The sequence below is a fragment of the Streptomyces sp. NPDC026394 genome (genome assembly GCF_055567735.1).
Window position 1 is genome coordinate 381429 of the sequence record NZ_JBVHPX010000005.1, and the last position, 23604, is coordinate 405032.

Annotated in this window: 22 protein-coding genes and 7 tRNA genes; 17 read left to right on the forward strand and 12 right to left on the reverse strand. The window is 72.0% G+C overall.

Annotated features, from left to right (window positions below):
* Positions 1-36 precede the first annotated feature (36 nt).
* Entirely contained in the window at positions 37-1521 is a 1485-nt protein-coding gene (locus ACZ4QV_RS15385) for a serine/threonine-protein kinase (protein WP_467762966.1), read from the reverse strand.
* A gap of 203 nt (positions 1522-1724) precedes the next feature.
* Here ACZ4QV_RS15385 and ACZ4QV_RS15390 point away from each other — a divergent pair, with 203 nt between their 5' ends.
* Positions 1725-1985 carry a hypothetical protein gene (locus tag ACZ4QV_RS15390; RefSeq protein WP_361156196.1) on the forward strand — a complete coding sequence of 87 codons (261 nt, stop codon included), beginning with the start codon at positions 1725-1727 and terminating at the stop codon, positions 1983-1985.
* A gap of 201 nt (positions 1986-2186) precedes the next feature.
* Complete coding sequence (locus ACZ4QV_RS15395) at positions 2187-2393, forward strand: hypothetical protein (RefSeq protein ID WP_467762967.1); 207 nt, start codon at positions 2187-2189, stop codon at positions 2391-2393.
* A gap of 430 nt (positions 2394-2823) precedes the next feature.
* Here ACZ4QV_RS15395 and ACZ4QV_RS15400 read toward each other — a convergent pair.
* The 5 genes from ACZ4QV_RS15400 to ACZ4QV_RS15420 all read right to left on the reverse strand — a co-directional run bounded on the left by ACZ4QV_RS15400 (position 2824) and on the right by ACZ4QV_RS15420 (position 3301).
* Positions 2824-2895: transfer RNA gene (locus ACZ4QV_RS15400), tRNA-Val, on the reverse strand.
* Between the two features lie 33 nt (positions 2896-2928).
* Positions 2929-3000 (reverse strand) — tRNA-Val (locus ACZ4QV_RS15405).
* A gap of 47 nt (positions 3001-3047) precedes the next feature.
* Positions 3048-3119: transfer RNA gene (locus ACZ4QV_RS15410), tRNA-Val, on the reverse strand.
* A gap of 1 nt (position 3120) precedes the next feature.
* A tRNA-Cys gene (locus tag ACZ4QV_RS15415) sits at positions 3121-3194 on the reverse strand.
* A 34-nt stretch (positions 3195-3228) separates the two neighbouring features.
* A tRNA-Gly gene (locus ACZ4QV_RS15420) sits at positions 3229-3301 on the reverse strand.
* 177 nt (positions 3302-3478) lie between these two features.
* Here ACZ4QV_RS15420 and ACZ4QV_RS15425 point away from each other — a divergent pair.
* The 3 genes from ACZ4QV_RS15425 to ACZ4QV_RS15435 are packed head-to-tail and all read left to right on the forward strand — an operon-like array spanning position 3479 to position 6239.
* The gene (locus tag ACZ4QV_RS15425; protein WP_361156193.1) at positions 3479-4552 is read left to right on the forward strand and encodes a chorismate-binding protein; all 1074 of its coding nucleotides are present in this window, start codon (positions 3479-3481) and stop codon (positions 4550-4552) included.
* Positions 4549-5373, forward strand: a complete 825-nt coding sequence (locus tag ACZ4QV_RS15430) for an aminotransferase class IV (RefSeq protein ID WP_361156190.1) — start codon at positions 4549-4551, stop codon at positions 5371-5373. The genes ACZ4QV_RS15425 and ACZ4QV_RS15430 overlap by 4 nt, the downstream gene beginning before the upstream one ends.
* 35 nt (positions 5374-5408) lie before the next feature.
* Positions 5409-6239 carry a GNAT family N-acetyltransferase gene (locus ACZ4QV_RS15435; protein ID WP_361156187.1) on the forward strand — a complete coding sequence of 277 codons (831 nt, stop codon included), beginning with the start codon at positions 5409-5411 and terminating at the stop codon, positions 6237-6239.
* A 55-nt stretch (positions 6240-6294) separates the two neighbouring features.
* On the opposite strand, the gene ACZ4QV_RS15440 is transcribed toward ACZ4QV_RS15435, so the two are convergent.
* The gene (locus tag ACZ4QV_RS15440) at positions 6295-6819 is read right to left on the reverse strand and encodes a DsbA family protein (RefSeq protein WP_361589890.1); all 525 of its coding nucleotides are present in this window, start codon (positions 6817-6819) and stop codon (positions 6295-6297) included.
* Between the two features lie 255 nt (positions 6820-7074).
* Here ACZ4QV_RS15440 and ACZ4QV_RS15445 point away from each other — a divergent pair, with 255 nt between their 5' ends.
* A complete protein-coding gene (locus ACZ4QV_RS15445; RefSeq protein ID WP_361589887.1) occupies positions 7075-7539 on the forward strand; it encodes a hypothetical protein in 465 nt (154 codons plus the stop codon).
* A 231-nt stretch (positions 7540-7770) separates the two neighbouring features.
* A complete protein-coding gene (locus tag ACZ4QV_RS15450) occupies positions 7771-7944 on the forward strand; it encodes a hypothetical protein (protein WP_361156179.1) in 174 nt (57 codons plus the stop codon).
* A gap of 54 nt (positions 7945-7998) precedes the next feature.
* Here ACZ4QV_RS15450 and ACZ4QV_RS15455 read toward each other — a convergent pair whose 3' ends face one another.
* Complete coding sequence (locus ACZ4QV_RS15455) at positions 7999-8565, reverse strand: CGNR zinc finger domain-containing protein (RefSeq protein WP_361156176.1); 567 nt, start codon at positions 8563-8565, stop codon at positions 7999-8001.
* 237 nt (positions 8566-8802) lie between these two features.
* Positions 8803-9216: an SsgA family sporulation/cell division regulator gene (locus tag ACZ4QV_RS15460; RefSeq protein ID WP_003987206.1), complete on the reverse strand. Its 414-nt coding sequence runs from the start codon at positions 9214-9216 to the stop codon at positions 8803-8805.
* 190 nt (positions 9217-9406) lie between these two features.
* Here ACZ4QV_RS15460 and ACZ4QV_RS15465 point away from each other — a divergent pair, with 190 nt between their 5' ends.
* From ACZ4QV_RS15465 to ACZ4QV_RS15480, 4 genes are all read left to right on the forward strand, one after another.
* Entirely contained in the window at positions 9407-9874 is a 468-nt protein-coding gene (locus tag ACZ4QV_RS15465) for a TIGR02611 family protein (protein WP_467762968.1), read from the forward strand.
* A 95-nt stretch (positions 9875-9969) separates the two neighbouring features.
* A tRNA-Val gene (locus tag ACZ4QV_RS15470) sits at positions 9970-10041 on the forward strand.
* An 82-nt stretch (positions 10042-10123) separates the two neighbouring features.
* Complete coding sequence (locus tag ACZ4QV_RS15475; protein WP_361156170.1) at positions 10124-10606, forward strand: SRPBCC family protein; 483 nt, start codon at positions 10124-10126, stop codon at positions 10604-10606.
* Between the two features lie 68 nt (positions 10607-10674).
* Positions 10675-10746 (forward strand) — tRNA-Val (locus ACZ4QV_RS15480).
* Positions 10747-10885: 139 nt separating this feature from the next.
* Here ACZ4QV_RS15480 and ACZ4QV_RS15485 read toward each other — a convergent pair.
* Positions 10886-11611 carry a 3'-5' exonuclease gene (locus ACZ4QV_RS15485; RefSeq protein ID WP_361156168.1) on the reverse strand — a complete coding sequence of 242 codons (726 nt, stop codon included), beginning with the start codon at positions 11609-11611 and terminating at the stop codon, positions 10886-10888.
* A 187-nt stretch (positions 11612-11798) separates the two neighbouring features.
* Here ACZ4QV_RS15485 and ACZ4QV_RS15490 point away from each other — a divergent pair, with 187 nt between their 5' ends.
* The 6 genes from ACZ4QV_RS15490 to ACZ4QV_RS15515 all read left to right on the forward strand — a co-directional run bounded on the left by ACZ4QV_RS15490 (position 11799) and on the right by ACZ4QV_RS15515 (position 19360).
* Positions 11799-12365 carry a DUF4365 domain-containing protein gene (locus ACZ4QV_RS15490; protein WP_361156165.1) on the forward strand — a complete coding sequence of 189 codons (567 nt, stop codon included), beginning with the start codon at positions 11799-11801 and terminating at the stop codon, positions 12363-12365.
* Positions 12365-13567 carry a hypothetical protein gene (locus tag ACZ4QV_RS15495; RefSeq protein WP_361883885.1) on the forward strand — a complete coding sequence of 401 codons (1203 nt, stop codon included), beginning with the start codon at positions 12365-12367 and terminating at the stop codon, positions 13565-13567. Before ACZ4QV_RS15490 ends, ACZ4QV_RS15495 begins: the two co-directional genes overlap by 1 nt.
* Positions 13568-14621: 1054 nt before the next feature.
* Positions 14622-16601 carry a threonine--tRNA ligase gene (thrS, locus tag ACZ4QV_RS15500; RefSeq protein WP_361619770.1) on the forward strand — a complete coding sequence of 660 codons (1980 nt, stop codon included), beginning with the start codon at positions 14622-14624 and terminating at the stop codon, positions 16599-16601.
* Between the two features lie 84 nt (positions 16602-16685).
* On the forward strand, positions 16686-17243 hold the full coding sequence (locus ACZ4QV_RS15505) for an HIT family protein (protein ID WP_030024201.1): 558 nt from the start codon (positions 16686-16688) through the stop codon (positions 17241-17243).
* An 87-nt stretch (positions 17244-17330) separates the two neighbouring features.
* A complete protein-coding gene (locus ACZ4QV_RS15510) occupies positions 17331-18152 on the forward strand; it encodes a polysaccharide deacetylase family protein (protein ID WP_467762969.1) in 822 nt (273 codons plus the stop codon).
* Complete coding sequence (locus tag ACZ4QV_RS15515) at positions 18152-19360, forward strand: YncE family protein (RefSeq protein ID WP_361156156.1); 1209 nt, start codon at positions 18152-18154, stop codon at positions 19358-19360. The genes ACZ4QV_RS15510 and ACZ4QV_RS15515 overlap by 1 nt, the downstream gene beginning before the upstream one ends.
* Before the next feature lie 85 nt (positions 19361-19445).
* Here the strand turns inward: ACZ4QV_RS15515 and ACZ4QV_RS15520 are convergent, their stop codons facing one another.
* Positions 19446-21116, reverse strand: coding sequence for a hypothetical protein (locus ACZ4QV_RS15520; RefSeq protein ID WP_361156153.1), 1671 nt, complete (start codon positions 21114-21116; stop codon positions 19446-19448).
* 130 nt (positions 21117-21246) lie between these two features.
* The gene (locus ACZ4QV_RS15525) at positions 21247-23448 is read right to left on the reverse strand and encodes an elongation factor G-like protein EF-G2 (RefSeq protein ID WP_361589869.1); all 2202 of its coding nucleotides are present in this window, start codon (positions 23446-23448) and stop codon (positions 21247-21249) included.
* Positions 23449-23604: the final 156 nt, after the last annotated feature.

Genomic DNA, 23604 nt, shown 5'->3' on the forward strand with positions numbered 1-23604 from the left:
CCGGTAGGCCCCGTCGTCAGGCTCCCGTTGGCGAGATCAACCCCGCCAGGGCCCTGCCGACGACCCCGCCGACGGCTCAGCGGCCGAGGATGTCACCACGGCCCGCTCGGCCCCCATCCCCCGGGCCGGCCCCTGACACCCTTGTGCCGCCGCGATTCCCAACGCGACCAGCAGCGTCACCGTGATGAACACGATGATCCGCTGGCGCAGCAACCGCCGGTCGGGCCCCGGCCTGCGCCCGCCGGGCGACGTCCGCGCCCCCGTGCGAGGCGCGCGCGCCGGACGAGAACCGTTCCGTCCCGAGGTACGCGCCCCCGGTACGGACGGCCGCCGGCCACCACGGGGCTTCGGCGCGGCATCCCCCTGAGGCCCCGCCGGAGCGGCCCCGGGGGCCGACTGCGGCCGGCCCGGTGCGCTCCCGCGTCCCGGCGCCCCTCCGCGCGGCGCCTGCGGCCGCGGCGTCGGCGTGCCGGCCGCCCGCCGCTCCGTCCGCTGGCGCGCGTACTCCTCCGCGCGCTTCCCGGTCGGCCGGTCGGCCTGCGGCCGTACGGGCCTGGCCCGGGCCGGAGTGCTCCGCTCGGACGCGGCCCCCCGGTCCGCGGACGCGCCGCGCTCGGACGACGGGCCACGGCCGGCCCGCCCGCGCCCGGCCCCGCCGGACACCGCCTCGCCGCCGGATCCGCCCGGCAACGCCAGGCCCTGCGCCTCCCGCGCGGCGATCTCCTTCAGCCGCAGCGACAGCGACAGCGTGGAGGGCCGGTCCGCCGGGTCCTTGGCCAGACAGGCCGCCAGCAGCGGCGCCAACGCGTCCGGAACACCGCCCAGGTGCGCCTCCTCGTGGACGACGCGGTAGAGCATGACCTCCGAACTGCCCTGACCGAACGGGGAGTCCGCCGTGCAGGCGTACGCGAGCGTGGCACCGAGCGCGAAGATGTCCGTCGCCGGGGTCACCGCGGCGCCCCGCACCTGCTCCGGTGCGAGGAACCCGGGCGAGCCGACCGCCGTACCGACGTGGGTGAGCGTGCTCGCGCCGGTGGCCCACGCGATGCCGAAGTCGATGATGCGCGGGCCCTTGGGGGAGAGCAGGATGTTGGACGGCTTCAGGTCGCGGTGGACCACGCCCGCGTCGTGCACCGCCAGCAGGCCCTCGGAGAGCGCGGCACCGATCGAGGCGACCTGCGCCGGGTACAGCGGCCCCTCGTCGTTGACCTTGTCGTGCAGCGAGGGCCCGGGGACGTACTGCGTGGCGAACCACGGCCGGTCCGCGTCGAGGTCGGCGGCGACCAGTCGCGCCGTACAGCCGCCGCGGATCCGCCGCGCGGCCGACACCTCACGGGCGAACCGCGACCGGAACTCCTGGTCCTCGGCCAGATCCGGCCGGATGACCTTCAGCGCCACCCGCTGCCCGCGCTTGTCGGAGCCGAGATAGACCACGCCCATCCCACCCGCGCCGAGCCGCCGGTGCAGCCGGTACGAACCGACGACACGCGGGTCCTCGCGCCGGAGCCGCATCATCGCCATGTCCATCCCCGCTGCCCGGTCCCGTCTGACGAGGCACAGCTTACGGATTGACGGCTCGCTGTGCTGATAGGCCGCGCATGAGTCGGCAGCCGGATTGTCAGTGCACGGTGGGATCCTGAAAGAGCGGCAGGAATCCGGGCCCGGCGCGGCCCGGCCTGCCGCGTGTGCTCCCAATGATCCGTCGCGGAAGGGGGATTGGCGCGGTGAAGGGTGACCGAGTCGAGATCGTCGTGGACGCCGGGGACACGACCCGGACGTACGAAGTGGTGGCGAGCAGAGCGGGCCGCAGGGTCGAGACGGCGGTGCGCAGGGGAGTGGTGGAAGTGAGCGAAGTCACCCGCAGTGGCACGGTGGTGCGGACGGCCCGGTTCATGGCCAGCCGGGTGCTGGCCCTGGTCGAGCACCCCGTTCCGCGGGCCGAGGCGTCCGAGGCGGCCGCCGGGGGAGCGTCCCCTCCGGGATGACCCGGGGTTCCGGGGCGAGGTCTCCACCCAGGGGAGTACGCGGCGCGGCGTACCGTCATCCTCCCGGAGGCCGTCCAATCGGTACGACGGCATGACGACCGGGGCCCGCCGGTTCCCTAATGTTGGGTGCAAGCGGCGGGCGAACGCACTCGTCCCCCGAGGTCAGACGCCCGCCGCCCCAATTCGACGGGGAGCGGGACGATGGCAGAGAGCTTCGGGCGCACGGCCGTCCGCACGCAAGGGCGCAGGGCCGCCTCGGCGTTCGGCGGGCGGCGTTCAGGCACCCGCCATCCGCTCGTCGCGGTGGCCATGGTGCTGCCGCTGGCGGTCCTGCTCGCCGTGGTGTTCGGCGGCTGGGAAGCCGTCATGACACAGGCGTCGTCCGTGGCCGGAATGCTGGGGCGCTGAGGCGCCCCGGTCCTGGGAGAGCGGCCCGGGACGGGGGATCTTCCGGCCGACAACCCCGTGGGGACGGGGGTGCGGCGGACGGCACGAGTGGCCGGGCATCTGGGGAGATGCCCGGCCATCGGCCTGTCCGGGGCCGACTCCGGAGCCCGACCCGGCCCCCGATCCGACCCGAAGCCGAACTCGGCCCCGCGCACCGCCCCCCGCTCCGACGCCACCCTCGTCCGCTGCGGGCGTGTCGTGGCCCAGGCGCCCGCTCCCGACTGTGACCCGGACCGGCCGGCCGTCCGGCCGACCGGTCTTCCCGTACGTCCGTACGGCGCCCCCTGGCTCGAACTGGACGCCCCCGCCCGCGCCCTGACGGACCAGTTTCCGGGGACGCCACAACGACCGAGGGCCGGAGCAAGAAGCTCCGGCCCTCGGCCTTACGGTGTGGACGATACTGGGATTGAACCAGTGACCTCTTCCGTGTCAGGGAAGCGCTCTCCCGCTGAGCTAATCGTCCTCGGGACCGCGGCCGGGGCCGCGGGGTGCTGCGTGCGCGATACTGGGATTGAACCAGTGACCTCTTCCGTGTCAGGGAAGCGCTCTCCCGCTGAGCTAATCGCGCGGGTTCCGCCCTGCCCGAAGGCCGGGGGCTCGGTCCTTGCGGACCAGTGGACGATACTGGGATTGAACCAGTGACCTCTTCCGTGTCAGGGAAGCGCTCTCCCGCTGAGCTAATCGTCCTTGGAGGTGGAGACGGGATTTGAACCCGTGTAGACGGCTTTGCAGGCCGTTGCCTCGCCTCTCGGCCACTCCACCAGGAGTGCGGGGGTCGGGAAGATCCCCCACTTCGAGCGGACGACGAGACTCGAACTCGCGACATCCACCTTGGCAAGGTGGTGCTCTACCAACTGAGCTACGTCCGCAGGCGCCTTTCCGGACCAGGTCCGGGGAGGAACCGCGTCTCCGTTTCGCTTCCGCGTCCCGGCGACGTGTTGAACTCTAGCGGATTCCCGGGCCAGTACAAAAACGCGTTTGTGCAGCGTGCTGCGCTGCTCGCCCGATCGGGGCGGGCGCCGGGCCCCAGCCATAGACTCGATGGCGTGAACGACCTCCCTCCGCTGGCCCGTTTCGGCGGCCGTACAGCCACTGACCTGCGCGATGTCACCCGTGATCCGGAGGCCCTGGACTCGGCGGGGTGGTGGGCCGTCGTCGCCGACTACGAGGGCGGACTGCTCTGCGCGCGCTTCGGGGACGTACGGGAGACCGGGGCGGTGCCTCCGCCCGACCCCGCCCGCTGGCGGGGCCCGGCCCCCGGGGACTGGCGCAGTTCGCTGGACCGCGCCGCCTACATCGAGGGCGTACGGCGCATACGCGCCCACATAGCCGCCGGCGAGGTCTACCAGGTGAACCTCTGCCGGATTCTCAGTGCGCCGCTGCCGGACCCCGAGCACGCCGACGTCGACGCCCTGTCCGCCGTCCTGGCCCGCGGCAACCCGGCCCCGTACGCGGGCACGGTCCGCCTCCCCGCGCACGGCACCGAGGTCGCCACCGCTTCCCCCGAACTGTTCCTGCGCCGCTCCGGGCGCACCGTCGAGTCCGGCCCGATCAAGGGCACCGGCCGGGTCCCCGAGGACCTGCGGGACAAGGACCGGGCGGAGAACGTGATGATCGTGGACCTGGTCCGCAACGACCTCGGCCAGGTCTGCCGCACCGGCTCCGTCACCGTCCCGGCGCTCTGCGCGATCGAGGCGCACCCCGGCCTGGTCCATCTCGTCTCCACCGTGCGCGGGGAGCTGGCGGAGGAGCACGGGAAGACCGGCTGGGCGGACCTCTTCGACGCCACCTTCCCGGCAGGCTCCATCACCGGAGCGCCGAAGCTCGCGTCCCAGCGCGTCATCGAGGAACTGGAGACCGCGCCCCGCGGCCCGTACTGCGGCGGCATCGGCTGGGTGGACGCCGATCGCGGCACCGGCGAGCTGGCGGTGGGCATCCGTACGTTCTGGATCGACCGCTCGGCCCCCGAGGGGCCGGTGCTGCGCTTCGGCGCCGGGGCGGGCATCACCTGGGGCTCGGACCCCGAAGGGGAGTGGGACGAGACCGAGCTGAAGGCCCGCAGGCTGCTGGCGGTAGCGTCGGGCCTGCACGAGCCGAGCGGCGGAGGGACACGACCATGAAGATCTGGCTCGACGGAGAGCTGCGCGACGCCGAGAGCGCCCGGGTCTCGGTCCTCGACCACGGCCTGACGGTCGGCGACGGCGTCTTCGAGACGCTCCGGACCGTCGACGGGCGGGCCTTCGCCCTCACCCGCCACCTGGACCGGCTCACCTCCTCCGCCCGCGGTCTCGGCCTCCCCGATCCCGACCTCGACGAGGTACGGCGTGCCTGCGCGGCCGTGCTGGAGGCCAACCCCGTACCGCTCGGCCGGCTGCGCGTCACGTACACCGGCGGCCTCTCACCCCTCGGCTCGGACCGCGGCGAGGCGGCCCCCACGCTGGTCGTCGCGCTCGGCGAGGCGCCGCGCCGCCCCGACACCACCGCGGTCGTCACCGTCCCCTGGACCCGTAACGAGCGCGGCGCGCTGGCGGGCCTGAAGAGCACCTCCTACGGGGAGAACGTCGTCGCGCTCGCCCGCGCCCGCGCGAAGGGCGCCTCCGAGGCGCTCTTCGGCAACACCGTCGGCCAGCTCTGCGAGGGCACCGGCTCCAACGTCTTCGTCGCCCTGGACGGCGTGCTGCACACCCCGCCGCTGGCCTCCGGCTGCCTGGCGGGCATCACCCGTGCCCTGGCCGTCGAGTGGACCGGCGCCAAGGAGACCGACCTGCCGCTGGACGTCCTGGAACACGCCGACGAGGTCTTCCTGACCTCCACGCTCCGCGACGTGCAGGCCGTCACCCGGGTCGACGGACGCCAACTGGGTGACACGCCCGGACCGTTGACCGCCGAGGCAATGCGGGTCTTCGCGGAGCGCGCCGCCGCCGACTTCGACCCGCGCTGATGACGTACGCCCGGAAAACCGGGTAGAAAGCCAGCGTGACCACTACGCTGCGCCCCGCCGGCCCCGAAGAACGACGCGACGACGGCGGCCGGGCCCGTACGTACGAAGTCTGTGTCAACAGCCGCCCGGTGGGCCGGATAACTCTGGCCACCGACGCCCGGCTGGGCCTGTCCGCCGGGCGCATCGCGGACCTGCGCATCGACGAACGCGACCGGCACCGCGGCCGCGGCACCGTCGCGGCCCTCGCCGCCGAGGAGGTGCTGCGCGGCTGGGGCTGCCGGCGGATCTCGGTGGACGTGCCGGCCGCCGCGGAGCCGGCCCTGCGACTGGCCGCCGCCCTCGGCTACACGGAGCACAGCCGCCGGATGCTCAAGGAGCTCACCTCCCCGCCCGGACTTCCCGCGGGCAGCGCCGTCCGGCCGCTCGGCGCGGAGGAGTACCCGGCCTGGCTGACCGCCGCGGCCGCCACCTACGTCGAAGCGCAGGTGGCCAACGGGATGCCGCGCGAGCGCGCGGAACACAACGCGGCGCAGGACCACGCGACGCTGCTCCCGGACGGGCCGGGCACCCCGCACCAGTCGCTGCGCGTGCTGACCCACGACGGCACGGACGTCGGGACGGTCTGGACCACGACGTACCACCCGGCCCGGCCCGGCGGCTATGTCATGGACATCCAGGTGGCGCCGGAGCACCGCGGACGCGGCCACGGCCGTTCGCTCATGCTGATCGCCGAGCGGGAGACCCTCGAAGCGGGCCGCACCGTCCTGGGGCTCAACGTCTTCGTCGACAACCCGCGGGCCCGCGGTCTCTACGAGACCCTGGGCTACCGGCCGACCGACTACTCCCTGCACAAGCTCCTGCTCTGAGCGCGCCGGCCCGCCCGGCTCGGCCGCCGGCCCGTCCGGCGGGCCGCGGGCCGGGTCAGGCCTGCTCGGCCAGCAGCCGGTCGGCGATCTCCGTGATCCGCTCGCGCAGGCCCTCCTGGCTCTTGCCGCCGTCCAGCAGTTCCCCGCCGATCGTGTACGTGGGCGTGCCGGTCACCCCGATCGCCTTGCCCTCCGCCTGGTCGGCGTCGACGGCCAGGAGGTGCCGGCCGTCGATGAGCGCGGTGTCCATCTCCTCGGCGTCCAGGCCCAGTTCGGCGGCCACCGAGAGCAGCAGCCGCTCGCCCTTGGCGCCCAGCTCCTCCGTACGGGCCAGAACGGCCTCCACGAACTGCTGACCCTTGCCCTGGTCCATGGCTTCCTCGGCGGCCTGGGCGGCGGCGTAGGCGTGCTTGTGCTTGGCCAGCGGGAAGTGGCGCAGCCGGATGTCCAGCCGGTCCCCGTAGTGCTCGCGCAGGGCCCGCAGGTCGTCGAGCGCGGCGGTGCAGTCCGGGCACTGCAGCTCGCACCACACGTCGAGGACGACGGGGCGGGCGGAACCGGAGGTCGTGGCGTCGTTCATACGCCCAGTCTCCCAGCCCGCGGGGCCCCGGCCGAACCGGCACCCGCGCCGGTCCGAGGGCGCCGCACCCGGACCGGCACCTGCGGAGGAGCCGGACCCTTAGATGTCCCTGAGCCTGCCCCGGATCGTGGCACCGGACGGCCGGGAGGAGGCAGGATGGAGGCAGAGCAGGGCAAGAGGTGCGTCGCGCTGCCGTCCCGCGGACGGGTGGGCCGGACGCGGCGAGGACGAGAATCGATCGGCAGGAGGACCGGGATGCTGAGTTCGACCATCTGTACCGTGGTGTCGGTGGCCGGCCTGGGTATCGCCGCGCTCACCGCCTACCGCAAGCGGTTCCTGGCCGCGACGCGCATCGCCGCTGTCTCACTGGTCCCCGTGGGCCTGGCGATGACCGGCGTCATCGACTGGCTGACCGGTGTGGTCTTCAAGCCCGTGGTCTGGGCGGGCTTCGGGGTGCTGGCCCTCTCCGTCGTCCTGTTCATGATCGCGAGGGTGGCCGAGCGGCACTCCCTCAAGGCCGGCGGCAGCCGCAAGGAGCGGCGCGCCGCGGCCCGGCAGCAGGGCCCGGCCGCGGTGGCGCCGAAGGCGTCCGCCCCGTCGCTCGGCGCGGGTGCGCGGTCCCCGCAGCCCGCGGCCCAGGCCAAGGGCCGGAACAAGAGCGGCGCGCCGGAGGAGGACTTCTCCGACATCGAGGCCATCCTGAAGAAGCACGGCATCTGACCGGGCGCGGGATCGCCCGGAGCCGCACGGCGGCCGAGCCCCGGAGGGCGGACCGCCGGAGCCGCTGAGCAGGCCGCCGGAGCCGCCGTACGGCACGCGCCGCAGGTTCCCTGCGGGTGACCTCTCGGACACCGTAGCGATCACGGAAGTGCACGGGATCTGGTGAACTCCCGGTCCTGAGGAGTGATCCGGGCGTTTCCACCTGATCATCTGCGCCATCATCGGCGCGAGATGAACGACGAGTGCGCCCTTGCCCGGGACCCCGCCGTCACAGCGGCGGACCCCCCGGCCCCCGAACCGCGTGGCTGTCTTTTCGCGTTGTCCCAGCCGCCGCTGATGCTCTTCCTCACCTTCATCGCCGTCCTGCTGCTCATCGGCGCCCTGCACGACCTCCTCGTCCTGTGAGGCCGGTCGAGGGGGCGACGGGCCGGGCGGGCCCCGGCCGTACTGTCAGCGCCGTCAGCGGGTGGCTTCGCGGCGGCGCGCCCGGTAGGCCGCGACGTGCAGCCGGTTGCCGCACGTACGGCTGTCGCAGTAGCGGCGCGAACGGTTGCGGGACAGGTCCACGAAGGCGAACCGGCAGTCCGGCGCCTCGCAGTGCCGCAGCCGTTCCCGCTCCCCGGCGACCACCAGGAACGCCAGTGCCATGCCGCCGTCCGCCGCCAGGTGCTCGGCGACCGAGGCGCCCGGCGCGAAGTAGTGCACGTGCCAGTCGTAGCCGTCGTGGTCGGTCAGCCGCGGCGTGGTGCCAGCCGCCGCGACCAGGTCGTTGAGCCGCTCGGCGGCCGTACGGTCGTCCGGCGCCGCGAAGACGTCGGCGAAGCGGGCCCGTACGGCCCGTACGGAGGCCAGGTCACGGTCGCCGAGCGTGCCCACGTCGCTGATCGCGTTACGCGTGACGAACGCCTGGAGCGCCGCGAGGTCGGTCAGGCTGTCGGTGGCGCCGGGGGCATCGCCCTCCGGGGCGGTGTTCAACAGGTCGACGACCGCGTCGAGCGCGCACCGGGTGTCGTGGGTGATCATCACGGTTTCGCTCCCTGGCCGGGTGGGGTCGGACGGCGCCGCCCCGGTGTCCTTGCCGAATGGTCGCCGACTCTAGCGCGTCCAACAAGCCTCGGCGCCGTCTCCGCGGTGGGTCCGCGGCGACGGCGCCGGCTCGTGCCGTATGAACTTGTCGGTCCTGTGCCGTCGCCCCGAGTCGGACGGTGCAGGTGTGAGCGGTTCGGTGCGGTGGATGGCTGCGATGGGCTGCTGCGCCGCCTTTCAGTTCTCCGCGAGGATGTGGGAGAGCTCCGTGTCGAGATCGAAGTGCCGGTGCTCCGTACCGGGGGGAACCGCCGCGTCGGTCCTCTTCAGGAACGACTCCAGAGCCCGCGCCGGGGCTTCCAGGAGGGCCTCGCCTTCCGGGGAGCTCAGGGCGATGCAGACAACGCCCTGTCCGTGGCTCCGGGACGGCCATACGCGGACGTCTCCGGTGCCCGTGGGCCGGTGCAGGCCCTCGGCGAGGAGGTCGCGGGCGAAGACCCACTCGACGGTTTCCTCGGCTCCGGTGTGGAAGGTCGCGTGCACGGCATAGGGATCCGCCGTGTCGTACCGCAGGCCCGCGGGTACAGGCAGTGACGACTCGCTCGACACAACGAGGCGCAGGTGCAGCTCGCAGCTGACCGTGGTGTTCATAAGCGCCAGGGCCTTTCGCTCAGTGTGCGCTCGGGGATTCGCACGTCGGCGAAATCGACATGCCACCTACGGTGCCGTTGTAAACCCCTCTGAGGGTTTTGGGTGACTTCCGGTACCTCTTACGGCGGAGCTGCCAATCCTCCTCGGCGGCCATTCCGGTGACGGTGGTCCGTCGGGTAGGTTGGGCCGCATGAATACGGAGAGTAACGGGGGAGTCGGGATCACCGCCGCGGCGGCGACCCCGGCTGCACAAGAGGACGCCGCGGGAGAGACTGCGAACGTGGCACAGCGACTCGGCTCCCGGGCGCCGCGCTTCATCAAGCGTTCCCGGCCCCTGCACCTGAGCTGGCAGGTCGGCATATTCGTCGTCGGCCTCGCGGTGGTCGTCGGCGGCATCATCATGCTGCCGCTGCCAGGGCCGGGCTGGCTGGTGATCTTCGCGGGCATGGCGATCTGGGCGACCGAGTTCGTCTGGGCCCAACTGGTGCTGCGCTGGACCAAGCGCAAGGTCACCGAGGCCACGCAGAAGGCCCTGGATCCGAAGGTGCGGCGCCGCAACATCATCCTGACCAGCATCGGGGCCGTGATCATCGTGGCCGGGCTGGCCGTGTACCTGTGGAAGTTCGGCTTCGTGCTGCCGTGGAACGCGGGTGAGTGACGGGCGCGCGGCCGGGCGGGGGCCGCGCGCGGACGCCCGCCCCCGTGGGTGGTCACGAGACCCCTCCGACGTGCGGTAATGTTGGCGCTGCACCCGGGCGATTAGCTCAGCGGGAGAGCGCTTCGTTCACACCGAAGAGGTCACTGGTTCGAACCCAGTATCGCCCACACCGGACAACGGCCCGGAGGTTTCCAGACCTCCGGGCCGTCGTCGTTCTCCCGGCGCCGCCCGGGCGGCAGACTGAGGGGCATGACCGACTGGCGGCACGTCCTGCACCGGTACCGCTTCCGCAGCGAATGGCGGCTGTCCGCGCCGCCCCCGGCGGTCTACGCCGTCCTGGAGGACGCCGAGGCGTATCCGCAGTGGTGGCCCCAGGTGCGCCGGGTGATCCGCGTCGACGACCGCAGCGGCACCGCGCACTTCCGGTCCCTGCTCCCGTACGTGCTGACCGTCACCGCGACCGAGACGTGCCGCGACCCGGACACCGGGGTCCTGGAGATAGCGATGCGCGGCGACCTCGAAGGCTTCGCGCGCTGGACGGTGGGCGCCTCCGGTGGCGGGACGTGTGCCGTCTTCGAGCAGGAGGTCGAGGTGCGCAAGCCGTCGTTACGCCGGCTCGCGCTGCCGGGCCGGCCGTTCTTCCTCGCCAACCACACGCTGATGATGCGCGCCGGACACCGGGGCCTGGCCTCCAGACTGCGGGGGACGGGAATGCGCGGGCGGGGAATTTGATGAAAAGGCCCGACGGCCTGTATTGTTCAGGTCGTTCGCGGGGGAAACCCCGGGAGCGGAAAACACCCGGGCGATTAGCTCAGTGGGAGAGCGCTTCGTTCACACCGAAGAGGTCACTGGTTCGAACCCAGTATCGCCCACCGGGACCGAGGGCCGGGCTGCCAACAGGCAGCCCGGCCCTCGGCGTTGGCGCACCGTTGCCCGGCAGGGCCTGCCGTACGTCGTCGTGCGGGCCGTCAAGGGGCGCGTATGAGGGCGTGCGGGGTCGTCCGCCGTCGTTCAGGCGGCGGCCGGGAGGTCCGGACGCATCGGCCAGTGCGGATCCACCGCCTCCTCCGTGCCGTTGCGCGCGAACCACGCCTCCAGCCCACGCGCCTGTGCGGCGTGCCACACGGCCTGCCGGGTGTGCAGTTGCGCCGGGCTCAGCGGCTCCAGCCGCTCCGCGTACCGCTGCCCCAGCGCCCGTACGACCTGGAGCGCGGCGAGGGCGTCCGCGGCGGCCTCGTGCGCGCCGGTCAGCTCGACCCCGTACTCCGCGCACAGGTCCGTGAGCGTACGGCGGCCCTTGCGGTAACGGTCCAGGTGCTTGTCCAGCACCCGCGGGTCCAGCACGGACAGCGGGTGGGCGCCCAGGTAGTGGGGGAGCGAGGCGGCGCGGTGCCGCCGCAGTTCACGGTCCAGGAGCGTCAGGTCGAACGGCGCGTTCATCACGATGAGCGGCCGCCCGGCGAGCGACTGGTCAGTCAGCGCACGGGCTATCTCCTCCATGACGGGCGCCGGCCAGCGGCCGTACAGGGCGAGGTGTTCGGCCGTCAGACCATGCACGGCGGTGGCCGCTTCGGGGATCGGCACACCCGGGTTGACCAGCCACCGGGTGACGCGGGGGACGCTGCGCGGGGTTTCCTGGACGACCAGGGCGGCGGACACGATGCGATCTCGCTCCACGTCGATCCCGGTGGTCTCGGTGTCGAAGGAAGCGAGCGGACCGTCGAACCAGCACGGCATCTTCACAACTCCTCGCGCTCGTGCGGCGGGTGAGCCGACGCGGCCACCCGACCAGGTGATACCCGAGGGTTCCGGTTGTCGAACCGTCCTGGTTTGTTGACCACTTGAGACGGACAAGAACACCACAACGGGCCGTCGCCACGACGACGGCCCCTTCGAACGACCCGGCCCGGAAGGCACTTGAGCGATGACGCTCGCGCAGCCCGATCCGGGGGGACTGGTGCCCGCGCGCACGGCGTCGCTGCGCGGCGCGCTCGCCACCACGGCCTGTATGGAGACGCTCCAGGTGGGCTATCTTCACGCGGTGGCCGCCGCGTCGGGCTGCTCGCTGGCCCAGCCCTTCCCGGACAACGGCATCGACTGGCACGTCAGCCACGGCGCGCCCGGCCATGCCGTCGACGACGAAGTGACCATCAAGGTGCAGTTGAAGTGCACGTACCAGGTCGGCCCCCGGCCGCCCGGCACGAGCTTCGCCTTCACTCTGGACAACGCTCATCTGGTGAAGCTCGCGCGGACGCCCGTGGCGGTGCACAAGATCCTGGTCGTGATGCTGGTGCCGCGGACCCAGGAGGACTGGCTGCGGGCGGACCACGACCGGCTCGAACTGCGGCACAGCTGCTACTGGATCAACCTGGCCGGCCATGAGGTGACCGGGCGGCGCAGGACCAACGTGCGGATCCCGACCACGCGGATCTTCGACGACCGCGCGCTCTGCGAGATCATGACGCGGGTCGGGGCGGGAGGGAGACCCTGATGCACCGGCCGACCGACGAGTACGCGTTCCGGCTTCCGGACCCGGCACAGCTGGACCCGGCGGTGCTCGGCGCCCTGCTGGCGCGGCACGGCTGGCGGCGGCGGGGAGGCGCCGCCGGCCACTACGCCCGCTGGACGCCGCCCGGCGGAGCCGCCGGGGGCACCAGTCTGCTCGTACCGCAGACCCGGACCTTCCCGGACAGCACCGACCTGATCGCGGAGGCGCTGGCCGCCCTCGCGCACAGCGCCGCGCCGTCCGCGCGCGAGGTCCTGGCGGCACTCGCGGTGCCCAGCGACGAGGTGCGCTGGGAGCGCGAGGTCCCGGAGGACGGCATCGGCGGCACCCCGTGGGTCGCGCAGGAGCAGCTGCGTACGGCGGCCCGCTCGATGCTGATGGCCGGTGCGCTCGGCACGTACGGGAGGGCGGGCTTCTACGGTGCCCGGCACAAGCGCAAGGCCGAGGCTTTCATGGCGGACGTGCTGGTCGGGCCCGCGCCGGCCGGGCGGCGGCTGACCGCGTACGTGCCGGTGGAGGCCGGCCGCGCGGCCGTCGCCGGGTTGCAGCGCGCGCTGCACGCCACCCGCGACGCCACCGACTACCAGCGGGCGACCGGCGGCATGGAGGCGTTCGACGCCGCCGTGGAGCTGGGGGTGTGCCATGAGCTGGCGGAGGCGCTGATCTCACTGGTGCGGGATGCGGAGGGGGTACGGATCTCGGTGGAGTGGTCGCCGGGGGCGGGGCCGCCCCCGGGGTTCGCCGCCCGGCCCGAACCGGTCGAGTTCTCGCCCGGCGACCTGCCCGCACTCCAGCAGGCTGCCCAGCGTTACGTCCGCGACGAGCCGTCACTGCCGGTGCGGGTCACCGGCGCGGTGGTACGGCTGCGGCGGGAGCGTCCCGGCGGGCCCGGCGTGGTGCGGTTGCGGGTGCTGTCCGGGGCCGACGTGCTCCAGGTGCGGGTCGCGCTCGACGAGGAGGACTACCGCATCGCCGGGCACGCCCATCTGGTCGGTCTGCCGATCCGGGTCAGCGGGCGGCTGGAGAGCCGGGGCGGTTTCCGGCGCATCACGGGGGCGTCGGATGTCACGCCTGTTCAGGTTGATGAGGCGGAGCGGGATCGGCTGCTGAAGTCGCTCCAGGAGAATTTGGATGTTTTTGAGGAGGCGTGTGGGGGGGAGGTGCCGTTGCCGTTGCCGGGGGAGTGAGGGGCCCTCTGCGCTGCGCGCGAGGATTTTTGCTGACGCGTGGCTCGCATTGGTTGCGTTGTGGGGCGGGGGCGCGCAGGGGGGCCAACTCTCCCCAGCCTTCGGCCGGGGGTACCCCCACGGCATCCTTTAGCTGAGGTGCATCGGATATGTGGGCCAGTGTCCGGACTGCCTGCGGGGATGGCCCCCTGCACGCCCCTCAGGTCGGACTGGCGAGCCGAGGTCGGTGGGGGAGTTTTCCGATCACCCTGGTGCGCGCCCATGGGGTGGTGAGGCTCGCGTGAGTGTGGGCGTCACTGCTGCGGCCTCCGGGGCGCCTCCCGCTGCTCCGCGTGGGAGAAGGGTCCTTGCGCTGCGCGCCGGAGGAAGGGCTCCTCGTGCTGCGCGCGGGAGAGCGACCCCTTCGTGCTGTGAGCGGGAGAGCGGCCGTCTTCGCGCTGTGCGCGAGGGACGGGCTCTTGGGCTTGTGAGAGTGTCCAGCCCGATTGCTCGGGACAGCCGCCGGACGGCCAGGGCTCGGGGACATTCCGGGGTCTCCCCGCAGGCAGTCCGGACACTGGCCCACGTATCCGATTCACCTTGGCTAAAGGATGCCGTGGGGGTACCCCCGGCCGGAGGCTGGGGGAGAGTGACCCCGGAGTGGCCCCGAGCCCCCACTACCGGGCCCATCGCGCAAGCCGCGAGCACCGGACCCGGTGCGCTTGCGGGCTCGTGGAGAGTCCGGCCCGATCGCCAGGGACAGCCGCCCGACGGCCAGGGCTGAAGGATGCCTTGGGGGCGTCCCGGCCGAAGGCTGGGGGAGAGGGACCCCGCTGGAGTGGCCCCGCGCCCCCACCCACCGGGCCCATCGCGCATCACGCGCACCCCCACCATGCCGTCCCCGCAAACGCGCCCTCGCGCCCCCACCACGCCAACCCCACAAACCCGCACCCACACCCCCGAAGAACGCTCCCGGCGCAGCCCCGTCGTAACCGTTTCGCGAGGAGCGTCGGTCGCTCGGTACGATTTGCCTGCGCAGCAACCGCTGACGCGCCCGAGAAGTCAGGAGAGACCGGTGTCAGACGTCCGTGTGACCATCCAACGCGATTCCGAGCGGGAAGAACGCGTGGTGGCCACGGGCACTACGGCCGCCGACCTCTTCCAGGGCGAGCGCTCCGTCGTCGCCGCCCGCGTCGCCGGGCAGCTCAGGGACCTGGCGTGCGAGCTGGCCGAGGGCGACGCCGTCGAGCCCGTCGACATCGGCAGCGAGGACGGGCTGAACATCCTGCGCCACTCCACCGCGCACGTGATGGCCCAGGCCGTGCAGGAGCTGTTCCCGGAGGCGAAGCTGGGCATCGGCCCGCCCATCAAGGACGGCTTCTACTACGACTTCGACGTCGAGACCCCGTTCACCCCCGAGGACCTCAAGCGCATCGAGAAGAAGATGCAGGAGATCCAGAAGCGCGGGCAGAAGTTCGCCCGGCGCGCGGTGAGCGACGACGACGCCCGCGCCGAGCTGGCCGGCGAGCCGTACAAGCTGGAGCTGATCGGCCTCAAGGGCTCCGCCGCGGAGGCCGCCGAGGGCGCGTCCGCCGAGGTCGGCGCCGGTGAGCTGACCATCTACGACAACCTCGACGCGAAGAGCGGCGACCTGTGCTGGAAGGACCTGTGCCGCGGCCCGCACCTGCCCAGCACCCGGGTCATCCCGGCCTTCAAGCTGATGCGCTCGGCCGCCGCGTACTGGCGCGGCAGCGAGAAGAACAAGCAGCTCCAGCGCATCTACGGCACCGCGTGGCCGACCAAGGACGAGCTCAAGGCGTACCTGGAGTTCCTCGCCGAGGCCGAGAAGCGCGACCACCGCAAGCTGGGCGCGGAGCTGGACCTGTTCTCCATCCCGGAGGACATCGGTTCGGGTCTGGCGGTCTTCCACCCCAAGGGCGGCATCATCCGCCGGGTCATGGAGGACTACTCGCGGCGGCGTCACGAGGAGGCGGACTACGAGTTCGTCTACACCCCGCACGCCACCAAGGGGAAGCTGTTCGAAAAGTCGGGCCACCTGGACTGGTACGCCGACGGCATGTACCCGCCCATGCAGCTCGACGAGGGCGTGGACTACTACCTCAAGCCCATGAACTGCCCGATGCACAACCTGATCTTCGACGCGCGCGGCCGCTCGTACCGCGAACTGCCGCTGCGTCTGTTCGAGTTCGGGACCGTGTACCGGTACGAGAAGTCCGGCGTGGTGCACGGCCTGACCCGTGCCCGCGGCTTCACCCAGGACGACGCGCACATCTACTGCACCAAGGAGCAGATGGCGGACGAGCTGGACGCCACGCTCACCTTCGTCCTGGACCTGCTGCGCGACTACGGTCTGACCGACTTCTACCTGGAGCTGTCCACCAAGGACCCGGAGAAGTTCGTCGGCTCCGACGAGGTCTGGGAAGAGGCCACCGAGACGCTGCGCAAGGTCGCCGAGAAGCAGGGCCTGCCGCTGGTCCCGGACCCGGGCGGTGCCGCGTTCTACGGCCCGAAGATCTCGGTGCAGACCAAGGACGCCATCGGCCGCACCTGGCAGATGTCGACCGTCCAGCTGGACTTCAACCTGCCGGAGCGCTTCGACCTGGAGTACACCGCGCCGGACGGCTCCAAGCAGCGCCCGGTGATGATCCACCGTGCCCTCTTCGGCTCCATCGAGCGCTTCTTCGCGGTGTTGCTGGAGCACTACGCGGGAGCGTTCCCGGTCTGGCTGGCCCCCGTGCAGGCCACCGGCATCCCGATCGGCGACGACCACGTCCCGTACCTCCAGGAGTTCGCCGCCGAGGCGAAGAAGCGGGGGCTGCGGATCGATGTGGACGCGTCCTCGGACCGGATGCAGAAGAAGATCAGGAACGCGCAGCGCAGCAAGGTGCCGTACATGATCATCGCGGGTGACGAGGACGTCGCCAACGGCGCGGTGTCCTTCCGCTACCGCGACGGGTCGCAGAAGAACGGCATCCCGAAGGCGCAGGCGATCGCCGAGATCCTGGACGCGGTGGAGCGCCGGGTCCAGGTGTGAGACGGGCCCCGCTCGCGCGGGGCGCACGAGGGGCGGTCCCGGACGGGGACCGCCCCTCGCCGCATGGCCGCTCGACCGGGGAATATGCTGGCCCGCATGACGAGTGAGCCGGAGCAGCAGATCGGAGTCGGGACACAGGACGCCTTCCAGCGACTGTGGACGCCCCACCGGATGGCGTACATCCAGGGGGAGAACAAACCGTCCGGACCGGGCGCCGAGGACGGCTGCCCCTTCTGCACGATTCCGGCCAAGTCGGACGAGGACGGGCTGGTGATCGCCCGTGGCGAGCACGTGTACGCGGTGCTCAACCTCTACCCGTACAACGGCGGACACCTGATGTCGGTGCCGTACCGCCACGTGGCGGACTACACCGAGCTGGACCGGGCCGAGACCCTGGAGCTGGCCGAGTTCACCAAGCGGGCGATGACCACGCTGCGCGCCGCCTCCGGGGCGCACGGCTTCAACATCGGCCTCAACCAGGGCGCCGTGGCCGGCGCCGGTATCGCCGCGCACCTGCACCAGCACGTCGTGCCGCGCTGGGGCGGCGACACCAACTTCATGCCCGTGGTGGGCCAGACGAAGGTGCTGCCGCAGTTGCTGGCCGACACCCGCAAGATGCTGGCCGACGCCTGGCCGCAGTAGCCCGGACGCCGCAGCGGCGGCCGAGACACGCCCCGCGATAAATCCGACAAAGCGACAAATGCGGACACGTTGCCCTCTAATGGTGAGGTGACTTCCCTGCATCGTCGCTCCGTGCTGCGCACCGCCACGGCCGCGGCCGCCGGTGCGCTCGCGTCGGGGTGCGCAGCCCGTACGGACACCGCGCCCGTACGGGCCTCCGGCTCCCCGCCACCGGGCGGGACCGGCCCGCCGGGCCCCGGGGCGCGCCCCTCGGGGACGGCCGCCTCGGGCGCCGCCCGAAGGGCCCGCCCGCCGACCCGAGCGCCCGGCCTGCCCGTACAGATCCAGCACGGCCCGCGGCGCGGCGACGCGGTCGCCCTCACCTTCCACGGCCAGGGCGACGCGAAGACGGCCACCGCGCTGCTCGGCGAGGCCGAGCGGGCCGGCGCCCGGGTGACCGTGCTGGCCGTCGGCGGCTGGCTCGACGAGCAGCCGCTGATGGCCCGCCGCATCCTCGACGGCGGCCACGAACTGGGCAATCACACCCAGCGCCACCTCGACATCTGCGCCCTCCCGGCGGCCGAGGCGTACGCCGAGATCAGCGGATGCGCCGACCGGCTGCGGAAGCTGACCGGCACCATCGGCAGTTGGTTCCGCCCCTCGCGCACGCAGTACGCCACCGAACTGGTGACCCGGCTGGCCCGTAAGGCCGGCTACCCGCACGTCCTCTCCTACGACGTCGACTCCCTCGACGCGGACGACCCCGGCGCCCCCGCCGTCCAGCGCACCGTGCTGGACCGGGCCCGCGCGGGATCCATCGTGAGCCTCCACCTCGGGCACGCCGGCACGGTTGCCGCGCTGCCCCCGATCCTCGACGGCCTGCACCGGCGCGGACTGCGCGCGGTGACGACAACGGAGCTTGTGACCTGATGGCTGACCGGACCTCAACCCAAGATCGGAAACGTGCCCGTACCGGCCGACGGGCCGCGCTGCTGGCCGTCGCCTGCGCACTGACGGCGGCAGGGTGCGGCGGCGGCAGCGGGCCGGAGGCCGCCGACAGCAGCCCCGGGGCGTCGACCCCGGCCTCGCCCGCGCAGGCCGCCAAGTCGCTGCTGCCGGGCATGCCGCCGCCGCTGGACGAGCACGACGTGTACGCGGCCGACCGCCCGAACAAGCTCGCACCACAGGTCAAGAACTTCCCCTCCCGCGTGTACGTGCCCAACACCGGCTCGGACACGGTCAGCGTCATCGACCCCAAGACGTACAAGGTCATCGAGACCATCCCGGTCGGGGTGCAGCCGCAGCACGTCGTCCCGTCCTGGGACATGAAGACGCTGTGGGTGAACAACAACCGCGGCCACGACCTGACGCCGATCGACCCGGCGACCGGCAGGTCCGGCCGGGCGGTGGACGTGCACGACCCGTACAACCTCTACTTCACGCCGAACGGCAAGTACGCCGTCGTGATGGCCTCCATGGACAAGGAACTGGTCTTCCGCGACCCGAAGTCGATGGAGGTGCGCAAGACCGTCCCGGTGAGCTGCGCGGGCGTCAACCACGCGGACTTCTCGGTGGACGGGAAGTACTTCATCGTCTCCTGCGAGTTCTCGGGCGAACTGCTGAAGGTCGACACCGAGAAGATGAAGGTCGTCGGCCAGCAGAAACTGCCGTTCCGGGGCGCCATGCCGCAGGACGTGAAGATGTCGCCGGACGGCCGGACCTGGTATGTCGCGGACATGATGGCCGACGGCATGTGGGTGCTGGACGGCGACACGTTCGCACAGCCGAAACTGATGCCGACCGGCAAGGGCACCCACGGCCTCTACGTCAGCCGCGACTCCAAGAAGATGTACATCTCCAACCGGGGCGAGGGCTCCGTGTCCCTGCTCGACTTCAAGAGCGGCAAGCTCGTGGACAAGTGGCACATTCCCGGCGGGGGCAGCCCCGACATGGGCGGGGTGTCCGCCGACGGCAACGTGCTGTGGCTGTCCGGCCGCTACAACTCCGAGGTCTACGCCATGGACACCCGGACCGGGAAGACCCTCGCCAAGATCCCGGTGGGCGAGGGCCCGCACGGCCTGGCGGTCTACCCGCAGCCGGGGCGGTACTCACTGGGGCATACGGGGATCTTCCGGTGAGTGGTCTTGTGCGCGGCGGGGGCCGCGCACAAGCCGGTCCCGCGTCGGTCGCCCCCGTCCGACCGGCTGACCGCCGCGACAGCGGCTACGCGTGGTACTCGTCGGCCTTGCGCGGCTCCGCGGCCTGCACCTGCCCGCTCAGCACCAGCGAACGGCTGTCGAAGCGCGCGACGTCCACACCGTTCTCCTTCAGCACGCTCAGGGCGGCGGAGTGCACCACGCGCAGCACCGGGGTCGCCGCCCGCAGCGCGTCGTCGGCCATGAAGCGGTGCCGCCAGGGCTTGTCGGCCCAGGCGTGCCGCAGGCCGAACGGCTCCGGCAGGGTCAGCTTCCCGCCCAGGAACTCCAGGAAGCCGGGGAACCACGTCAGCGGGGCGCGGGCGGCCAGCCGCACCACCTCGCTCGCGTCGACCAGCGGCAGGCTCACGGACTTGGTCTCCCAGAACTTGACCGTCTTGGAGACACTCTTGCTCTTCGGCGCGGGCTTGGAGGTGAACAGCGGGTTCACCGGGCCGAGGGCGTGGCCGGTGACCTCCACCCGCAGCGTCTCGTGCAGCACGGTGACCGTGATCAGCAGGGTTATCACGAGCTGGCCGTCCCACAGCACGAACTGCACGCCGAGGTAGTGCCGGCTGCCGCTGCCGAACTGCTGCTCGTTGCAGATCCGCTCTATCTCGTGCTGGCGGACCTGGAACGCCTCCACCTCGGTGCCCTCGGGGCGGGAGACGGAACCGGCCTTCTCGCCGACCGGCACCACGACCCAGTGGCGTACGGAGGGGGCGTCCTTGAAGCCGCCGGTGTGCAGCGGGCTGCGCTCCAGCAGACGCAGCCGGTCGTGGATGACGCGGATCACGTCGTAGCTGCGGAACGGGTTGATCTCGCCGCCCTCCACGGCGGGCCGCAGCTCCTCGGCCATCTGCCAGCTGCCCCAGCGGGTGCCCATGCCGAGTATGCCGTTGGGGCCCGCGTAGAAGGCGACGTTGCTGTGCTGCTCGGCGGTGAGCTTCGCCAGGCTCTGGCGCATCTGCTCGGCGGCGGTCTCGTTCGGGTCCTTGGGGACCGCCTCGGGGATCTTGGCGCCCACACCGCCGCCTTCGAGCAGGCCCTTCCACGCCTCCCGCAGGTCCTTCGCGGTGGCCTCACTGATCCGCTTCGCCCACCACCAGCCGACCACCGGCACCACCACCATGGCGCGCAGATACACCGACCAGAAACCGGTGAACGGCAGCTTCACCAGGAAGAGCACAGCGATGGCGCCGACGGCCAGCATCAGCGCCACACCGAGCGCCGAGGTGCCGGTGCCCTGCGCCTTCGACAGCAGCTTCTTGAGCTGGAACGCGCCCAGCCACAGCAGCACGCCGGGCAGGAAGAGCAACCCGAAGCCCAGCATCAGGGCGGTCAGCTTCACATCGCGGATCTTGCGGATGCGGATGGCCGCCAGACAGTGCTCGACGACCGTCTGCGGTTCGATGCCGAAGGACTGGATGAGCGCGCCGCGGGCACCGCCGAGCATCCGCAACTGGAGCGCGCGGGAGAACGCCTCGCCCAGATTCGGTTCGAACAGGGAGAGTTTGGGTGGTTTGATCGTCGACTTCGCGGTGGCGGAGTCGGCCTTGGAGATGTCGGCGAGCGGATTGTCCCGGTACGCCGCCGAGGCCAACGCCTGGGTGGCCGCGGTCTGTCCGGCACCGCCGGACAGCGGGACCTGCGCCCCGGGACTGAAGTCGAAGCCGTCTGCTGCCACTGCCGCCCCCATCACCCGCACGCATCCGCTGCTGCGGCCTTCTTCCCAACTACCGTCGGTCGCACACCTTCTGAGCTGCGATCACAGCGTACCGCCGCCGTCCACCCCGGGGATGCCGAGGTGGACGACCGGCGAGGGGACGTCACGACGAGCCGTTCTCCTCCTGCTCGCGGAGCTTCGCGGCGAGCTGCGGCGGCATCGGCTCGTGCCGCCTGTAGGACCGGTGGAAACGGCCGGTGCCGTGCGAGAGGGAGCGCAGGTCCACGGCGTACCGGCTGATCTCGATCTCCGGCACCTCGGCCCGTACGATCGTGCGCCCGTGCCCGGCCTGATCGGTACCCACCACACGGCCGCGCCGCCCGGACAGATCGCTCATCACCGCCCCGACGAAATCGTCCGGAACCAGTACGGTCACCTCGGCCACCGGCTCCAGCAGATGGATACGGGCGTCACCGGCCGCCTCGCGCAGCGCCAGCGAACCCGCCGTCTGGAACGCGGCGTCGGAGGAGTCCACCGAGTGCGCCTTGCCGTCCAGCAGCGTGACCCGCACGTCGACCAGCGGGTACCCGGCCGCGACCCCGCGCGCCGCCTGCGCCCGTACGCCCTTCTCCACGGACGGGATGAACTGCCGCGGCACCGCGCCGCCCACGACCTTGTCCACGAACTCGATGCCGCTGCCGCCCGGCAGCGGCTCCACCTCGATCTCGCAGATCGCGTACTGGCCGTGCCCGCCGGACTGCTTCACGTGCCGCCCGCGGCCCGCCGCCCTGCCGCCGAAGGTCTCCCGCAGCGAGACCTTGTACGGCACGGTGTCGACCTGCACGCCGTACCGGGACCGCAGCCGCTCCAGGGCCACGTCGACATGCGCCTCGCCCAGGCACCACAGCACCACCTGATGGGTGCCCTGATTGTGCTCCAGGCGCATCGTCGGGTCCTCGGCGACGAGCCGGGACAGACCCTGGGAGAGCTTGTCCTCGTCCGCCTTGCTGTGCGCCTGGATGGCGACCGGCAGCAACGGGTCCGGCATCGTCCACGGCTCCATCAGGAGCGGCGCGTCCTTGTCGGAGAGCGTGTCACCGGTCTCCGCGCGGGTCAGCTTCGCCACACAGGCCAGATCGCCGGCGATCGCCTGCGACAGGGAGCGCTGCATTTTGCCGAACGGGGCGGACAGGGCGCCGATCCGCTCGTCCACGTCGTGGTCCTCGTGGCCGCGGTCCTCCAGGCCGTGCCCGGACACGTGCACCGTCTCGTCCGGGCGCAGGGTGCCCGAGAAGACCCGGACCAGCGAGAGCCGGCCCACGTACGGGTCGGAGGAGGTCTTGACCACCTCGGCGACCAGCGGACCCGCCGGATCGCAGGTCAGCGCCGGGCGCGGCTTGCCGTCGGGGGTGGTGACGGCGGGCGCCTCACGTTCGGCGGGGGTGGGGAAGCCGCGGGCGATCAGATCGAGCAGCTCGACGGTGCCGAGACCCTGCCGGGCGCCCTCCGCGGCCGGAGCCGCGGCCAGCACGGGGTGGAAGGTGCCGCGGGCGACCGCCGTCTCCAGGTCACCGATGAGCGTCTTCACGTCGATGTCCTCGCCCGCGAGGTAGCGGTCCATGAGGGACTCGTCCTCGCTCTCGGCGATGATGCCCTCGATGAGCCGGTTGCGGGCCTCCTCGATCAGCGGCAGCTCGTCGGCCTCCGGCGCGCGCTCGACACGTTCGCCGGAGGAGTAGTCGAAGACCCGCTGGGTGAGCAGGCCGATCAGACCGTGCACCGGCGCGTGGCCGTCGGCGCCCGTCGCGCCGTACAGCGGCAGATACAGGGGGAGGACGGCGTCCGGGTCGTCACCGCCCAGCGTGGCGCCGCACAGCCGCGTCATCTGGTCGAAGTCGGCGCGCGCGGCCTCCAGGTGCGTGATGACCAGCGCGCGCGGCATCCGGACCGCCGCGCACTCGTCCCAGACCATGCGGGTCGCGCCGTCCACGCCGTCCGCCGCCGAAACGACGAAGAGGGCCGCGTCCGCTGCCCGCAGACCGGCCCTCAGCTCTCCGACGAAGTCGGCGTACCCGGGTGTGTCCAATACGTTGATCTTGATTCCGCCGTAGTCGACGGGAACCAGGGAGAGCTGCACCGACCGCTGCTGCCGGTGCTCGATCTCGTCGTGGTCCGACAGAGAGCTGCCGTCCTCGACCCGGCCCGCCCGGTTGACCGCGCCGGTCGCCAGGGCCAGCGCCTCCACCAGCGTCGTCTTCCCCGCACCACTGTGGCCGACCAGCACCACATTCCTCAGGGACGTGGGCCGGCCGGCCGATGTCGCCCTGCCGGCGGCTCCCGGATGTGTCCTCGTCTTCTCGCCCATGTGTCTCGCCTCCCGGTCGACACTTTGCGGTGGTTCGAGCTTTCCACCCTGGTCATGGCACGTCCATACATCGCACAAGGGACGATCAGGGATCTTGCGGCACGCCCCGCCGGCGCGGGGCCCGCGCCGGTGTGGCACCTGCTGCGTCCACGTCTT

What these genes read in the sequence shown, in the direction of transcription:
- ACZ4QV_RS15430 (WP_361156190.1), top strand. Translation starts at nt 4,549, where the DNA reads ATGAAGATCTGGCTCGACGGAGAGCTGCGCGACGCCGAGAGCGCCCGG.
- ACZ4QV_RS15450 (WP_361156179.1), top strand. Translation starts at nt 7,771, where the DNA reads ATGAACGACGAGTGCGCCCTTGCCCGGGACCCCGCCGTCACAGCGGCG.
- ACZ4QV_RS15525 (WP_361589869.1), bottom strand. Translation starts at nt 23,448, where the DNA reads ATGGGCGAGAAGACGAGGACACATCCGGGAGCCGCCGGCAGGGCGACA.
- ACZ4QV_RS15515 (WP_361156156.1), top strand. Translation starts at nt 18,152, where the DNA reads ATGGCTGACCGGACCTCAACCCAAGATCGGAAACGTGCCCGTACCGGC.
- ACZ4QV_RS15495 (WP_361883885.1), top strand. Translation starts at nt 12,365, where the DNA reads ATGCACCGGCCGACCGACGAGTACGCGTTCCGGCTTCCGGACCCGGCA.
- ACZ4QV_RS15485 (WP_361156168.1), bottom strand. Translation starts at nt 11,611, where the DNA reads ATGCCGTGCTGGTTCGACGGTCCGCTCGCTTCCTTCGACACCGAGACC.
- ACZ4QV_RS15440 (WP_361589890.1), bottom strand. Translation starts at nt 6,819, where the DNA reads ATGAACGACGCCACGACCTCCGGTTCCGCCCGCCCCGTCGTCCTCGAC.
- ACZ4QV_RS15490 (WP_361156165.1), top strand. Translation starts at nt 11,799, where the DNA reads ATGACGCTCGCGCAGCCCGATCCGGGGGGACTGGTGCCCGCGCGCACG.
- ACZ4QV_RS15460 (WP_003987206.1), bottom strand. Translation starts at nt 9,216, where the DNA reads ATGAACACCACGGTCAGCTGCGAGCTGCACCTGCGCCTCGTTGTGTCG.
- ACZ4QV_RS15475 (WP_361156170.1), top strand. Translation starts at nt 10,124, where the DNA reads ATGACCGACTGGCGGCACGTCCTGCACCGGTACCGCTTCCGCAGCGAA.
- ACZ4QV_RS15385 (WP_467762966.1), bottom strand. Translation starts at nt 1,521, where the DNA reads ATGGCGATGATGCGGCTCCGGCGCGAGGACCCGCGTGTCGTCGGTTCG.
- ACZ4QV_RS15465 (WP_467762968.1), top strand. Translation starts at nt 9,407, where the DNA reads ATGAATACGGAGAGTAACGGGGGAGTCGGGATCACCGCCGCGGCGGCG.
- ACZ4QV_RS15395 (WP_467762967.1), top strand. Translation starts at nt 2,187, where the DNA reads ATGGCAGAGAGCTTCGGGCGCACGGCCGTCCGCACGCAAGGGCGCAGG.
- ACZ4QV_RS15445 (WP_361589887.1), top strand. Translation starts at nt 7,075, where the DNA reads ATGCTGAGTTCGACCATCTGTACCGTGGTGTCGGTGGCCGGCCTGGGT.
- ACZ4QV_RS15505 (WP_030024201.1), top strand. Translation starts at nt 16,686, where the DNA reads ATGCTGGCCCGCATGACGAGTGAGCCGGAGCAGCAGATCGGAGTCGGG.
- ACZ4QV_RS15520 (WP_361156153.1), bottom strand. Translation starts at nt 21,116, where the DNA reads ATGGGGGCGGCAGTGGCAGCAGACGGCTTCGACTTCAGTCCCGGGGCG.